This window comes from Frankia sp. ACN1ag, assembly GCF_001414035.1.
Classification (GTDB): Bacteria; Actinomycetota; Actinomycetes; order Frankiales; family Frankiaceae; genus Frankia; species Frankia torreyi.
On the sequence record NZ_LJPA01000042.1, the window covers coordinates 43840 to 57894 of the forward strand.

General features: G+C 73.3%; 13 protein-coding genes and 2 pseudogenes. 5 read left to right on the forward strand and 10 right to left on the reverse strand.

Annotated elements, in window-relative coordinates; all coding sequences use genetic code 11:
* Position 1: 1 nt before the first annotated feature.
* Positions 2-1719, forward strand: a pseudogene (gene glgB / locus UK82_RS26805) (1,4-alpha-glucan branching protein GlgB); the annotation flags it as partial.
* 60 nt (positions 1720-1779) lie between these two features.
* Here the strand turns inward: glgB and UK82_RS26810 are convergent.
* Both UK82_RS26810 and UK82_RS26815 read right to left on the reverse strand, forming a co-directional pair.
* The gene (locus tag UK82_RS26810) at positions 1780-2724 is read right to left on the reverse strand and encodes a tetratricopeptide repeat protein (RefSeq protein WP_044886707.1); all 945 of its coding nucleotides are present in this window, start codon (positions 2722-2724) and stop codon (positions 1780-1782) included.
* 161 nt (positions 2725-2885) lie between these two features.
* The gene (locus UK82_RS26815; protein ID WP_044886686.1) at positions 2886-3227 is read right to left on the reverse strand and encodes an MTH1187 family thiamine-binding protein; all 342 of its coding nucleotides are present in this window, start codon (positions 3225-3227) and stop codon (positions 2886-2888) included.
* Positions 3228-3454: 227 nt separating this feature from the next.
* Here UK82_RS26815 and UK82_RS26820 point away from each other — a divergent pair, with 227 nt between their 5' ends.
* A complete protein-coding gene (locus UK82_RS26820) occupies positions 3455-5155 on the forward strand; it encodes a hybrid sensor histidine kinase/response regulator (protein ID WP_044886687.1) in 1701 nt (566 codons plus the stop codon).
* 350 nt (positions 5156-5505) lie between these two features.
* Here the strand turns inward: UK82_RS26820 and UK82_RS26825 are convergent, their stop codons facing one another.
* The 5 genes from UK82_RS26825 to UK82_RS26845 all read right to left on the reverse strand — a co-directional run bounded on the left by UK82_RS26825 (position 5506) and on the right by UK82_RS26845 (position 10164).
* The gene (locus UK82_RS26825) at positions 5506-5958 is read right to left on the reverse strand and encodes a cupin domain-containing protein (RefSeq protein WP_044886708.1); all 453 of its coding nucleotides are present in this window, start codon (positions 5956-5958) and stop codon (positions 5506-5508) included.
* A gap of 130 nt (positions 5959-6088) precedes the next feature.
* The gene (meaB, locus tag UK82_RS26830) at positions 6089-7186 is read right to left on the reverse strand and encodes a methylmalonyl Co-A mutase-associated GTPase MeaB (protein WP_083507384.1); all 1098 of its coding nucleotides are present in this window, start codon (positions 7184-7186) and stop codon (positions 6089-6091) included.
* Complete coding sequence (locus tag UK82_RS26835) at positions 7183-8370, reverse strand: acetyl-CoA C-acetyltransferase (RefSeq protein WP_044886688.1); 1188 nt, start codon at positions 8368-8370, stop codon at positions 7183-7185. Before UK82_RS26835 ends, meaB begins: the two co-directional genes overlap by 4 nt.
* A 241-nt stretch (positions 8371-8611) precedes the next feature.
* Positions 8612-9610 carry a VCBS repeat-containing protein gene (locus UK82_RS26840; RefSeq protein ID WP_044886689.1) on the reverse strand — a complete coding sequence of 333 codons (999 nt, stop codon included), beginning with the start codon at positions 9608-9610 and terminating at the stop codon, positions 8612-8614.
* Positions 9607-10164 (reverse strand): SigE family RNA polymerase sigma factor, encoded by a 558-nt coding sequence (locus UK82_RS26845; RefSeq protein WP_044886710.1) that lies wholly within the window; start codon positions 10162-10164, stop codon positions 9607-9609. The genes UK82_RS26840 and UK82_RS26845 overlap by 4 nt, the downstream gene beginning before the upstream one ends.
* A gap of 246 nt (positions 10165-10410) precedes the next feature.
* On the opposite strand from UK82_RS26845, the gene ccrA reads away from it, so the two are divergent.
* From ccrA to UK82_RS26855, 3 genes and pseudogenes are all read left to right on the forward strand, one after another.
* On the forward strand, positions 10411-11325 hold a 915-nt coding region (gene ccrA, locus UK82_RS26850), incomplete at its 3' end, for a crotonyl-CoA carboxylase/reductase (protein ID WP_236706487.1).
* A gap of 1 nt (position 11326) precedes the next feature.
* Positions 11327-11760, forward strand: a pseudogene (locus UK82_RS40420) (zinc-binding dehydrogenase); the annotation flags it as partial.
* A 74-nt stretch (positions 11761-11834) separates the two neighbouring features.
* Positions 11835-12551: a sugar-binding protein gene (locus UK82_RS26855; RefSeq protein ID WP_044886691.1), complete on the forward strand. Its 717-nt coding sequence runs from the start codon at positions 11835-11837 to the stop codon at positions 12549-12551.
* Positions 12552-12594: 43 nt separating this feature from the next.
* Here UK82_RS26855 and UK82_RS26860 read toward each other — a convergent pair whose 3' ends face one another.
* From UK82_RS26860 to UK82_RS26870, 3 genes are all read right to left on the reverse strand, one after another.
* Positions 12595-12927 carry a hypothetical protein gene (locus UK82_RS26860; RefSeq protein ID WP_055410076.1) on the reverse strand — a complete coding sequence of 111 codons (333 nt, stop codon included), beginning with the start codon at positions 12925-12927 and terminating at the stop codon, positions 12595-12597.
* A complete protein-coding gene (locus tag UK82_RS26865) occupies positions 12924-13607 on the reverse strand; it encodes a YkvA family protein (RefSeq protein ID WP_044886692.1) in 684 nt (227 codons plus the stop codon). The genes UK82_RS26860 and UK82_RS26865 overlap by 4 nt, the downstream gene beginning before the upstream one ends.
* Positions 13608-13678: 71 nt before the next feature.
* Positions 13679-14055: transposase (locus tag UK82_RS26870; protein WP_173667358.1), on the reverse strand; the 377-nt coding region annotated here is incomplete at its 5' end.

A 14055-nucleotide genomic window follows, 5' to 3' on the forward strand; every position in this document is an offset into this window, starting at 1 on the left:
NGGCAGAAGGCCGACCCGATGGCCTTCCGCACCGAGGTCCCGCCCGCCACCGCGAGTGTCGTCACCCACTCGGACTACACGTGGGACGACCAGGACTGGCTCGACCGGCGTGCCCGCACGGCCTGGCACGCCGAGCCGATCAGCGTCTACGAGGTCCACCTGGGCTCGTGGCGGCGCGGGCTGTCCTACCGCGAGCTCGCCGACCAGCTCACCGCCTACGTCCTGGACAACGGCTTCACGCACGTGGAGATGCTGCCCGTCGCCGAGCATCCGTTCGGCGGCTCCTGGGGCTACCAGGTGTCGGCGTACTACGCGCCGACGGCGCGCTTCGGCGGCCCGGACGAGTTCCGCCACCTCGTCGACACGCTGCACCGCGCCGGCATCGGCGTGATCGTCGACTGGGTGCCGGCCCACTTTCCCCGGGACTCCTGGGCGCTGGGCCGCTTCGACGGCACGCCCCTGTACGAGCACCCCGATCCGCGCCGGGGCGAGCAGCCCGACTGGGGGACCTACGTCTTCGACGTCGGCCGCAACGAGGTGCGCAACTTCCTCGTCGCCAACGCGCTGTACTGGTTCGAGGAGTTCCACATCGACGGCCTGCGGGTCGACGCCGTGGCCTCGATGCTCTACCTCGACTACTCCCGCCCCGACGGCGGCTGGCTGCCGAACGTGCACGGCGGCCGGGAGAACCTCGAGGCGGTGGCGTTCCTGCAGGAGACCAACGCGACGGTCTACCGGCGCTTCCCGGGCGTCATGATGATCGCCGAGGAGTCGACGGCCTGGCCGGGCGTCACGCGCCCCACCCATCTCGGCGGGCTGGGCTTCGGCTTCAAGTGGAACATGGGCTGGATGCACGACACGCTGGACTACAACTCCCGCCAGCCGGTGCACCGCAGCTACCACCACCACCAGATGACGTTCTCGATGGTCTACGCCTACTCGGAGAACTTCGTCCTGCCGTTCAGCCACGACGAGGTCGTCCACGGCAAGGGGTCGCTGCTGCGCAAGATGCCGGGCACCCGGTGGGAACAGCTCGCCAACCTGCGCGCGCTCTACGCCTACATGTGGGCGCATCCCGGCAAGAAGCTGCTGTTCATGGGCTGCGAGTTCGGCCAGGACAACGAGTGGAACGAGGCCGCCTCGCTCGACTGGCCGCTGCTGAGCGACCCGTCGCACCGGGGCGTGGCCAACCTGGTGGCGGACCTCAACGAGCTGTACCGGTCCACCCCGGCGCTGTACCGCCGAGACAGCGATCCGAGCGGTTTCTCCTGGATCGACGCCAACGACACCGCCAACAACGTGTTCTCGTTCCTGCGCTGGTCGGACGGGACCTCGGCCGGCGGCCACCCGGCCGCAGCCGCCCCGAACGCAGCCGCCCGGGCCGGGGCCGATGTGGCGGGGCAGCCGACGGCCGGCGGCAACCCGACGGGGGCGGACGCGGCGGACGGCGGGGTCCTGGCCTGCGTCACGAACTTCGCCGGAATCGGTCACCACGGCTACCGCCTCGGCCTGCCCTTCCCCGGCCGCTGGCGGGAGGTGCTCAACTCGGACGGACAGCGCTACGGCGGCGGCAACGTCGGCAACTTCGGCGCCGTGCAGGCCGTCGAGGAGTCCCACCACGGCCTGCCCGCCTCCGCGACCCTTACGCTGCCGCCGCTGGGCACCGTCTGGTTCCGCTACGAGCCCGGCACCGCCGACTCCCCCGGTTCCCCGGCCTGAAGGCCTGGCCGGGGTCGGCGTCTCGTCGGCGGAGTCGGGGCCGCAGCCGCCGGGCCGCGGTCAGAACAGGGCTGCGGCCAGGGCTCGGCGGGCGGGGGCGACGGCGGGTTCGGCGTCGCCGAGTGCCTGGAACAGGTCGACGAGGTGGGCACGGGCCTGCTCTCGCTCCGGGCCGGAGGTACGCCGCACGACCGCGACGAGACCGGCGAGCGCACCGGCCACGTCGCCCTGCGCGATGCCCAGGTCGGCCGCGGCGATCGCGGCGTCCACGTCGTCGGGATCGGCCGCGAGCCGCGCGCGGATGTCCGCCGGGTCGTGGTCGCGCACCCGGCGCAGCAGCTCGGCGCGGGCCAGACCGGTGAGCGCATCCGGGTCCGCCGGCGCCTCGGCGAGGCGGACCCGGTAGGACTCGACCGCCGTGTCGATGTCGCCGCGGGCCAGCGCGGCCTCGGCCGCCGCCAGGTGCGGATCCCGCGCGGAATCACCGGCCGCCGCACCGGGCATCCCGCCCATCGCCTCGTCGACGAGGGAAAGCAGCTGGTCGAGCCAGTTGCGCACCTCGCGCTCGGGGACGGCGCCGGTGAACTCGCCGATGATGCGGCCGCCGACGACGGCCTTCACCGCCGGGATGCCCTGCACCCCCGCCGCCTGGGCGAGGCCCGGGTTGGCGTCGACGTCGATCTTGGCGAGGACCCAGCGACCGCCGTCGGCCAGCGCCAGCTTCTCGAGCACCGGGCTGAGCTGCTTGCACGGGCCGCACCAGGACGCCCAGAAGTCGAGCACGACCGGCACCTGCATCGAGCGGCTGACGACGTCGGTGGCGAAGCTCGCCTCGGTGACGTCGATGACCACGGGACCGCCGGGCGCGTCACCGGAGCCGGCGGCGGTGGCGCCGTTCGCGCCCGTCGCGGCGGGCCCGGCGTTCGCGGGCGGGGGCGGGGTGGCCGGCTTCGGGTCGAGGGGGACGGCGCCGGCGAGGCGCAGACCGCCGAGGCTGTCGGGCAGGCGCCCGGGTCGTCCCGGGCCTCCCGCACCCCGCGGCGGTCCGGATGGGACTGGTGGCCTACGTTGCATGCCTCCATCGTGACATCCGGGTGGGGCGGACGGCCCTGCCGGCGGATGACTTTTCGGGGCCCGTTGTCCGCGCCGTCTCCCGGCGGCCCGGGTCAGCCCGCATCGTCCCCCGCGAGGTCCCCCGCGACGTCCCCCGCGGGACCCCCGGCGAGCAGCCGGTCGATGCTCGCCACCTTTCCGTGCAGGGCGTCGCTGACGCCGGGGCGCAGGTCCGCCTTGAGCACGAGGCTGACCCGGCCGGCACGGGCGCCCACGGCCTGCGTGGCCCGGCGCACGACGTCCATCACCTCGTCCCACTCGCCCTCGATCGTGGTGAACATGGCGTTGGTCTCGTGCGGCAGGCCGCTCGCGCGCACGATGCGGACCGCCTCGGCGACCAGCTCGGCGACACCCTCGCCGGTTCCAATGGGCGTGACACTGAAGGCAACCAGCATGGGATCAGACCTACCACGCCGACGCCGCGACGACCATCGCTCCGACGCAGTGCCACGCGCCTGCTACTTTGACAAAACGGATGGGTCGGTAAGCTAGCGACTTGTCACGAAAAGTTGCGCGATCGACCCCCGTGTGGGCGCTTACGCAAACCCGGGACAACGGGCTCTGACGGCACGCCCTACCATTGCCCGCCGTGGGGTGGAAGAAGACGGATGACGAGGCGTAGGTGGGGCCACGCACACTGCTCGACGCGCTGACGGACCTGGCTGTGGTCGTCAGCGCGGACGGCCATGTCACCGACATGGGCGCCGCGGCTCGCGCCTTCCTCGGTGACCGGATCCCCCGTGACCCGCATCTGCGGGACCTCGTCGAGGTGGTCGACCCGGCGTTCCGCGCCGCGCTCAGCGAGGCTGCGACGGCCGCGCTGGCGCAGTCCGGGCAGTGGCGCGGCTCCGTGGGTCTGGTCGACCCCGCCGGGACGACCGTGCCGCACCACGTGACCATCCGGCGCGATCCGGACGGCGGCCTGGTCCTGCTCGCCCGCGACACGACCGACCAGCGTGCCCGCGAGATCGCCGAGAACGACTCCAGGGCCAAGGACGAGCTGATCGCCCGCCTGGGCCACGAGCTGCGCACCCCGCTCAACGCGATGCTCGGCTTCGCCCAGCTTCTGGAGCTGGAGCCACTCACCCCCGACCTGCACGACGACGTCGAGCGGATCATCACCGGCGGCCGGCACATGCAGGCCCTCATCGATGACGTGCTGGACCTGGCCCGGCTGCGTGCGGGTCGCGGCGACATCAACAAGGGCCCGGTCAACGTCCTCGACATCGTCCAGGGCGTGGTGGAGCTGGTCGAGCCGCTCGCCGCGCAGCGCAGCATCCGCCGCGTGATCGACCCGGCCGTGCCGCTCATCGCCGACGCGGACCGCCGCCGGCTGTGGCAGGTGCTGCTCAACCTCGTCGGCAACGCCCTGAAGTACGGCCGCGAAGGCGGCAGCGTGCGGGTCGGCATCGTGCCGATCACGGGCTCCCGCATCCGCATCGAGGTCGAGGACGACGGCGCGGGCCTGTCCCCGCGGGCGATCGACCGGTTGTTCCGACCGTTCGAGCGGCTGGGCGCCGAACGCAGCGGGATCGAGGGCAGCGGGCTGGGGCTCGCCCTCTCCCACGCCCTGGTCACCGCGATGGGCGGGGTGCTGACGGTCGCCAGCCGCTACGGGGTCGGCAGCGTGTTCGCCATCGTGCTCGACGCCGTCGACATGCGCTTCGAGGACCCCGACTCCGACGACGACGGCTTCGGCGATCACCTCGGCGGCCACGGCTACCGTGGGACGAGCTACGGTCGCGCCGGCTACGGCGAAGCGAGTCACGGTCGCGCCGGCTACGGTGACACCGCCTATGGCGACGCCGCCTATGGCGACGCCGGCAATGGGCGGGCCCGCCCTACCGGCACCGGCGAGGGTGGTGCCCACGGCGGGCGACACGCGCGCGTCTCCGTCGGCGGCGCAGCGGGCGGAGTCGGGCGGCGGGCGGCTCCCGGCGGCCTACGGGTCGTGCACGTCAGCGGCGATCCGGCCGTGCGGGCGGCCGTCGCGGACATGCTCACCGAAAGCCTCGCCGCCGACCCGGTCACCGTGCCACGGGCGGCCCTCGCGGTCGACGCGGTGCGCCGCGCGCGGCCGGCGTTCATCCTGCTCGACCGCGACCTGCCCGACGCGAGCGCGCCCGAGCTGCTCGCCCAGCTCGCGGCGGACCCCACCACGGCCGCCACGCCGGCATTCGTCCTGACCGAGGACACCGATCCCCGCGAGCGCACCATGCTGCGCCGCGCCGGGGCGGTCGACATCCTCGCCCTCCCGCTGGACCCGGCGAGCCTCGTCGCCGCCGCGACTGCCCTCACCGCCGCGATGACCGCCCCCCGCTGATCCGCGTCCGCTCCCCCGCTCGGCCCCCAGCCGCCGGTTGCTCCGGCAATTGCCGGAGGCTGATGACGTCGGCGGGCGGACGAACCGCCACTGACCTCCAGCAACTGATGACCGTCATGGGGCACCGACCGGCCGCCGGACCCTTCCTCATGAGCTCGGAGATGGCTGTTCAGGCGCGTATCCGATTGTGATCACAAGTAGACAGGCGGCTGAGGCGAGCAAGCCCCACCTGCTCCGAGTCGTGGACGATCGACGTTGAGTAACAGCAGTGCCGCCGCCCTGACCTCACGCTCGCCCCCGGACCACGAGCGTTCTCCGCCACCGGCCCGCCCTGTGTGGACTTGAGTCGTCTAGTCGGCGAGGAGTTCGAAGTCGGCCCAGTCGAAGCCGGGCGCGACGACGCAGCCGACGAGAACGTGCCGCCCGTCGCGGGGCGCGGCCGTCTGCCACTGCCCCGCCGGAACGACGAGCTGCGGCACCTCGCCGGCCGTCGCATCCGGCCCGAGCAGGCCTGCGGGGCCCGGCGACGGCCGGCGGGCCGTGCCGCCGAGGGTGAGCTCGAGGGTGCCACCACCCTGCCAGAGCCAGATCTCGGCCGAGGCCACCCGATGCCACCGGGAAACCTCGCCCGGGCGCAGCAGGAACAGGATGGACGTCATCGCGGGGCGCTGCCCGCCGTGCGCCGTGACAACGTCGGGGCTGGCCCAGGTCTGGCGGTACCAGCCGCCCTCCGGGTGGGACTCAAGGCCGAGGGTGTCGATCAGCTCGTCGGCGGACGTCGTCGGGTCGTCGAGACGGCTCATCGGCAGATCCTCCCCCACAGCTCGCACCGACGTGCCGGGCGCAGCGACGTGCCGGGCGCAGCGACGTGCCGGGCGCAGCGACACGCCGGGGACAGCGACACGCCGGGGACGTGCCGGGTCGGCCGGACCGTCAGCGGGACGGAGCCGGCTGTGCCGTCAGGATGTCGCCGAGGAGGCACTCGGCGGCCGACCAGGGGTCGGCGGCACCGGCGAGGACCTGGTGGGCGAGCTCCGCCAGGCGCGCGTCGTGCGGCGGGGCGGCCAGGAGGTCCCGCAGCGCGGTCAGGGCCAGCCCCCGGATCTCGTCGGCGGCGCGGGCCAGCCGGCGGCGGTCGAGCTCACCGGTCGCGGCGAGTTCCCGCCGGTGCGCGGCGATGCGCGCGACGAGCTCGTCGATGCCCTCGCCCAGGGTCGCGGCGACGCGGACCACCGCCGGCCGCCGGGCGCCGGCGCGCATCCGGGTCAGCGCGGTCAGGTCGGCGACGGTGCGTGCCGCGCCCGGCCGGTCCGCCTTGTTGACGACGAGAACGTCCGCGACCTCCAGCAGGCCCGCCTTGGCCGCCTGCACGTCGTCGCCCGCGCCGGGAGCGAGCAGGACGCAGGTCGTGTCCGCGAGCGCGGCGATGTCGATCTCCGCCTGGCCGACGCCGACGGTCTCGACGATGACGACGTCGAACCCGGCCGCGTCGAGGACCCGCAGTGCCTGCGCGGTCGCGGCCGCCAGCCCACCGAGGCGCCCGCGGCTGGCCAGGGAGCGGATGAACACCCCGGGATCACCGGCGTGCTCGCTCATCCGCACCCGGTCGCCGAGCAGCGCGCCGCCGGAGTACGGCGAGGAGGGGTCGACCGCGAGCACCCCCACCCGGCGCCCGGCGCGGCGGTAGGCCCGCACCAGCGCGGTGACGGTCGTCGACTTGCCGACGCCCGGGGCGCCGGTCAGGCCGACTGTCTGCGCGCCGCCGACGTGCCCGGCCAGCGCCGCGCTGATCTCGGGCCACCACCGGGGAGTGTTCTCCACCGCCGAGAGCAGCCGCGCGAGCGCCCGCCGATCACCGCCGACGGCCGCCGCGACCAACTGCACCGCAGCCGACTCCGCTCCAGCCGACTCCGCCGTGGCCAGCCCCGCCGTGGCCGGATCCGCCCCGCCCAGCCCCGCCGTGGCCGGGGCGCGAGCGCGGTCGGGCAGACTCCGCTCGCGGCCGACACCCGCGGCGGAGCCGGTGGTCACGCCGCCGGGACGCGCAGGATCAGGGCATCGCCCTGGCCGCCGCCGCCGCACAGGCCGGCCGCGCCGATCCCGCCGCCACGCCGGGCCAGCTCGTTGAGCAGGGTCAGGGCGATGCGGGCGCCGGACGCGCCGAGCGGGTGGCCGATGGCGATCGCCCCCCCGTTGACGTTGACGATGTCGGAGCCGATCCCGAGGTCGCGCATGGACTGGATGGAGACCGCGGCGAACGCCTCGTTGATCTCGACGAGGTCGAGGTCGGCGGGGGTGAGCCGCTCCTTGGCCAGGGCGGCGAGGATGGCGTTGGACGGCTGGGACTGCAGCGAGGTGTCGGGGCCGGCGACGAAGCCGTGGTGGCCCACCTCGGCGAGGATCGGCAGGCCGAGCTCCTCGGCCTTGGCCCGGCTGGCCACGATGACCGCGGCCGCCCCGTCGGAGATCTGCGACGCGGACCCGGCGGTGATCGTGCCGTCCTTGCCGAACGCCGGGCGCAGCTTGCCGAGCACCTCGGCGGAGGTGTCGGCACGCACGCCCTCGTCCTGGCTGACGACGAGCGGCTCGCCGCGGCGCTGCGGCACCGAGACGGGGACGATCTCGTTGTCGAACAGGCCGTTCTTGGCGGCGGCGGCGGCCCGCTGGTGCGACCGGGCGGCGAACTCGTCCTGCTCGGCACGGGAGATGTTCAGCGCGCCGTTGTAACGCTCGGTGCTCGCGCCCATGGAGATCTGGTCGAAGGCGCAGAACAGAGCGTCCTGGTCGATGGCGTCGAGCGCCTCGGCCGCGCCGTACTTCACCCCGGCGCGCATCGAGCGCAGCAGGTGCGGCGCCCCGGTCATGGACTCCATCCCACCGGCGACGACCAGGTCGAACTCGCCGCTGGCGATGTAGGTGTCGGCGAGGGCGATCGCGTCGAGGCCGGACAGGCACACCTTGTTGACGGTGATCGCGGGCACCGTCATCGGGATGCCGGCGGCGACGGCCGCCTGCCGAGCGGTGATCGGACCGGTGCCGGCCTGGATCACGTGCCCCATGATGACGTACTCGATCGCGTCGCCGGACAGCCCGGCCCGCTCCAGCGCACCGGAGATCGCGATGCCGCCCAGGTCCGTCGCGGTGAAGCTCTTCAACGCCCCGGACAGTTTCCCGATCGGTGTCCGCGCGCCGGCCACGATCACGGAACCAGGCATGGCTGCCTCCTCATCACTGTTGGGAAGATCCTCGCCGGCGTCCTCCCACGGGCCGACGCCGCACGTACCCCTGCGACGACGTCACGGCGGTACGGTCGGTGCGCTCACCCCACGGGTACCCGCAACACCACGATAACGTGATCTTGTTCCTGGTGCCCGGCCCGGCGGCGCACCCCGTGACCGGCCGGGGCCGCCCCGCGGCGGCCGGGCGGGACCCCCGGCCCCGCCGCCCGGCCCCCGGTCAGGACAGCGCGCCGCAGGCCACCACGAAGGGGGAGGGATCCGCCGGCAGCCGCACCGTGCTGGAGGCGGAGTCCTGGACGGTCAGGCCGTCGGGGGTGAACCCCAGCGTCGTGGTGACGACGTTGAACAGGGTGCCGTCGTTCGAGGTCCCGGTGCTGATCTGCAGGGTCTTGTCGGCGCAGCGCAGGCCGATGCCGGAGTTGCCGTGGACGCCGGCACCGAGAGCCAGTCCGCTCGGCGGCGTCACCACGACCAGTTGGTCGAGACTGACGTAGCGCAGCAGGGCGTAGCTCTTCGTCCCGTTGGTCACCTGGGTCTGCACGAGCAGCTCACCGAAACCGTCGCCGTCGATGTCGACGACCGCGCTGTTCAGCGGGGTGACGATGCTGCCGAGGGGGACCTTGGCCTGCTGGCCGTCCCGGGAGAACCGCACGCGCAGGTTCGTCCCCTCCACGGCGACCGTGTCGGGCTGGCCGTCGCCGTCGACGTCGTTCACGCCCGCCGGTTTCGCCACCGGCGTGGGTAGCTGCGGGCTGCCCGGGCCGGTCGAGTTCGACGGGGCGGACGACTGCGGGCTGGTGGGGGCCACCGACTGCGCGGACGCGGATGCCGTCGGCCGGGTCGGCGGCGGGCTCGTCGGCAGGCGGGTGGTCGATCCCGAGGCCGACCCGCCGCCGCCACCGGAGCTGGAGTGACCCGAGCCGCCGCCCAACGACGGCACGGTCGCCGCCCGGCTCGGCTCGCTGAACGTGCTCGGCAGGACGGGCGGCGCAGCCGGCTCGACGACCTGGTTCGACGGGCTCGGCCGGATGGCCACCACCGCCAGCCCGATGAGCGCCGCCATCACCATCCCGCCGACGGTGAACACGGGGATGCGCCAGCGGCGTCGGCGGGCGATGCCGGCGCGGATCTGCCGGTAGGCGTCCGGGGATGGCCGGACGGGCTCAACCGCCTCGGTCAGCAGCCGAGTGAGCTCGTCCGGTTCCAACGCGCTCACCGTAGGCCCTCCAGCTTGCCGCTCAAGGCGGACAGCCCTCGGGAGGTGTAGGCCTTGACGGAGCCGACGCTGCAGCCCATCACCGCCGCCGCGTCCGCCTCGGACATGTCGGCGTAGTAGCGCAGGACGACCGCCTCCCGCTGGCGCCGCGGCAGCTCTCGCAGTGCCTGGATGACGGCGGCTCGCTCGACGAGAGAGTAGGCCCCCTCCTCGGCGCTGGCGGCATCGGGCATGGGCTTGGGGGCATGCTTGAGAGCGACGAGTCGACGACGCAGCGTGGAACGTGCGAGATTGACGACGGTCTGCCGAAGGTAGGCCAGGGCCTTGTCCCGGTCCTGTAGGCGTCCCCAGGCCCCGTGGACGCGGATGTAGGCGTCCTGGACGACCTCTTCGCACAGACCCACGTCATCCAGCAGCAACGCGGCAAGACGCACCAATGACCGGTAGTGCTCGGAGTACAAGGCGGTCAGGGCGGCGTCCGCGTCCCGCGCGACGTCGCTACGGGCGGCGTCGCTCCGCGCAGGCACGGGCCGCCACCCCTCCACGACTGTCATGGGCGCGGTCACACCACGTTGGACGCGGACCGAGCACTCGAAGTTGTCCCGAAAGTTCTATCGCGTCGCACACGAAACAGACAGCCCCCACATCCCGCGACCCCGTCTCCGTACCCATCGGTTACCTCTGCCGCCCTGTCAACTACCTGCGCCTACCTGCGCCNCCCTGTCAACTGCNCGTGCCGCCCGTCAACTGCCTGTGCCGCCCGTCACCCGCCCTCGACCGCGCACCGCCGGAGGCCGATCGTGAAGGACATCCTCGAAGCGATCCTCGCCCAGAGCCCGCCGTCCCCCGACCGGCGAGCGGAGTTCGCCGCGTTCGCGGTCCCGGAGTTCTACCGCGGCGTCGTCGTGCGCCGCGAGGAGACCGGGATGTTCGACGGCGTCCCGTCCCGGGACAAGGATCCGCGCCGCTCCCTGCACGTCGACGAGGTGCCCACACCCGAGGTCGGCCCCGGTGAGGCCCTCGTGGCGGTCATGGCCTCCTCGGTGAACTACAACACGGTGTGGACATCGATCTTCGAACCGATGTCCACGTTCGGCTTCCTCGAACGCTACGGTCGGACATCTCCCCTCGCTTCCCGCCATGACCAGCCTTACCACGTCGTGGGTTCCGATCTGGCCGGAGTCGTGCTGAGGACAGGAGCCGGCGTACACGTCTGGTCCCCGGGGGACGAGGTCGTGGCCCACTGCCTGTCGGTGGAGCTGGAACGCGCCGACGGTCACAACGACACGATGCTGGATCCGGAGCAACGAATCTGGGGTTTCGAGACGAACTTCGGTGGGCTGGCCGAGCTCGCCCTCGTCAAGGCCAACCAGCTCATGCCCAAACCAGGCCATCTCACCTGGGAGGAGGCGGCCGCGCCGGGGTTGGTCAACTCCACCGCCTACCGCCAGCTGGTCTCCGCCAACGGCGCCCGGATGAAGCAGGGCGACGTCGTCCTGGTCTGGGGGGCCTCCGGCGGGCTGGGCTCCTACGCCACCCAGCTCGCGCTGCACGGCGGGGCGATCCCGGTCTGCGTCGTGTCGTCGCCGGCGAAGGCGGAGATCTGCCGGTCCCTCGGGGCCGAGCTCGTCATCGACCGGGCCGCCGAGGACTACCGGTTCTGGAGCGACGAACGCACGCAGAATCCGCGGGAATGGCAGCGGTTCGGCCGGCGCNTCCGCGAACTCACCGGCGGCGACGACCCGGACATCGTGCTCGAACATCCCGGGCGGGAGACCTTCGGCGCCTCCGTCTACGTGACCCGTCGTGGCGGCACCATCGCGACCTGCGCCTCCACCACCGGCTTCCTGCACGAGTACGACAACCGGTACCTGTGGATGAACCTGAAGCACGTCGTCGGCTCCCACTTCGCCAACTACCGGGAGGCCTGGGAGGCCAACCGGCTCATCGCCCGGGGGATGGTCCATCCCACCCTCTCCCGGGTGTACCCGCTCACCGAGACGGGGCAGGCCGCCCAGGACGTGCACCGCAACACCCACCAGGGCAAGGTCGGCGTGCTCTGTCTGGCACCCGCCGAAGGGCTGGGGATCCGCGACGAGGAGCTCCGCGCCCGCCACCTGACCGCAATCAACCGGTTCCGCGGCGTGTAGCCGGGGAAATCGCAACGGACCCGATGCCCGGCTGGCGTCACGTTCGCATTGACGGTCTGAGATGCTGAGGTCCTATGACCGAACACACGGATCTCATCCCGATGGCCGGCGAGACCGACGGGCCCCCAGCCTTCGATCTGGTCCGCCGTGGCTACGACCCCAGTCAGGTCACCCACCACGTGAACTGGCTCGTCGAGCAGCTTCGCGAGGCCGAGGCGCACCGGGCCGCGGCCGAGGCCGCCGCGTCCGAGGCAGCGTCGGAGGCGGCCCGCGTGCGCGACGATCTGGTCGCGAACCGTCCCGCGTGGGAGGAGTTCGGCGGCCGGGTCACCCAGATCCTGCAGCTCGCGGAGGAGGAGGCGGCCACCGTCCGCGCCGAGCGGACCCGTGAGGCCGACGCCCAGCTCGAGGAGGCCCGCCGGATCGTCACCGAGGCCGAGGCCGCCCGGGAGAAGACGCTGCGGGAGGCCGACGAGCAGGCCGCCTCGATCGTCTCGACGGCGCGTGCCGAGGCCGAGCGGATCGTCGAGATCGCCCGGTCCACCGCGGCGGCGGCCGAGGAGGAGTCGAAGCGCCGGCTGGCCGATCTGGAGCGTCAGCGCGAGCAGGTCACCACCCAGCTCGCCGCCCTGCGCGAGCAGGTGACGGCCCAGCTCGGCGCGCTGCGCGACAAGCTCACCGCCGCCAGTGCCTCGATCGCCTCGATCGAGGCGGCGCCGGTCGAGGAGCGCAAGGCGATCGGCGCGGAGACGACCGTGCTGCCCGCGCCCGCCAGCGTGCGCAGCGCCTGAGCCCAGGCCGGAACCTCCGCGGCTGACTCGGGCGGGCGCGCCTTCAGCCGGGGCCCTCCGACCGCAGGCGCGCCGCCCGACAGCGGCGATCCCAGCACGGGCGATGCCAGTGCCGGCGGTCCTCGACGCGCTCCGGCGGCCAGACGACCAGGTGGGCGGTGCCCGGGTTGATCTCGTGGTCACACCCGGGGCACCGGTAGACCTTCGCCGTCGCCGCCCCGGTGACCGGGCGGACCACCCACTCCCCGTCGCGCAGCACCACCACCGGATCGGGCAGCCACGCCCCGACCGGCCGCCCGCGCCCGTTCTGCCCGCGCCCGTTCTGCCCGCGCGCGTCCCTACCCCGGGTGGGACGGCGCCGCGCCCGACGCGTCACCGACCCCGTCTGCCCGGCTCCCAGGAGCGCGGCCGCCGCGGCCGCGGCCCCGCCGGGCCGCCGTCCGAATCCGGCGCCGCGACCCACTCGGCCCGGTCCACGACCTCCCCGTCGACGATGCGGCCGGGATCTCCGGCCGGATCGCCAGCACGGCCGCCGCGCCCGCGACCCCACGCGCGCCCGGCCGCACCCGTGGCGCCCGCAGAACCCGCAGCCCGCCCGCCGGCATCACCCACCCCGCCGGCGCCCCCCGCTCCGCCCGGAGCGGCGCCGCGGACCCGGTCGATGCCGGCCGCCACGAGCGACCGGGCCACCTTCGCCTTGCGCAGGGCCCCGGCCGGGCTCGCCAGGGCCGAGGACGCGCCGATGAGCACCTGGAAGCCGCGGTCGCTGCCCCGCCAGTGCTCGCGCAGGATCGGCTCGCCGGCGCCGACGACCAGCCGGCGGAACGCGAAGGCGACGATGGCGACGTCGTCGAGCTGGCCCACCACGGGAATCATGTTCGTCAGCCGGTTGCGCGGCGACACCAGGTACGCCAGCGCCGCCGCGGCCTCGACCTTCGCGGACTGCGGCACCCGTGGATCGGCGACGACCTGCCGCAGCATGATGACCAGATCGGGGAGAAACATCGTTATCTCCCGACCGACCTGCCGCACGGCGTCCTTGTCGAGCGTGACCATCGCCGTGGCGTCTCCTCTTGTGCGAACCAGGACTTCCCGCCGACCGGCGACATCCTAGTAGACCGTCGCCACTAATGTTTGGGGTATAGGTGGCGGAGTTTGGTGCGGGCGTCGGCGGTGGTGAAGTGCCAGTGGACTTGGCGCTGGTCGGCGTTGACGGCTGTCTGCCAGGCGGCGAGTTCGGTGTTGAGCACGTCGAGGTCGTCGATGCGGCGGTCGAGGCATTGGCGGGTCAGTGCGGCCAGTTCGATCTCGGCGATGTTGAGCCAGGAGCCGTGTTTGGGGGTGTGGTGGATCTCGAGGCGCCCGGCGAGAGCGAACGCGACGGCGGGGTCGAAGGCCTCGTAGAGCGAGGCGATGCCGTGGGTATTGAGGTTGTCCATGACCAGCACCACCCGCTCGGCGTGGGGGTAGTCGATGGTCAGCAGGTGCCGGACCTGGTGGGCCC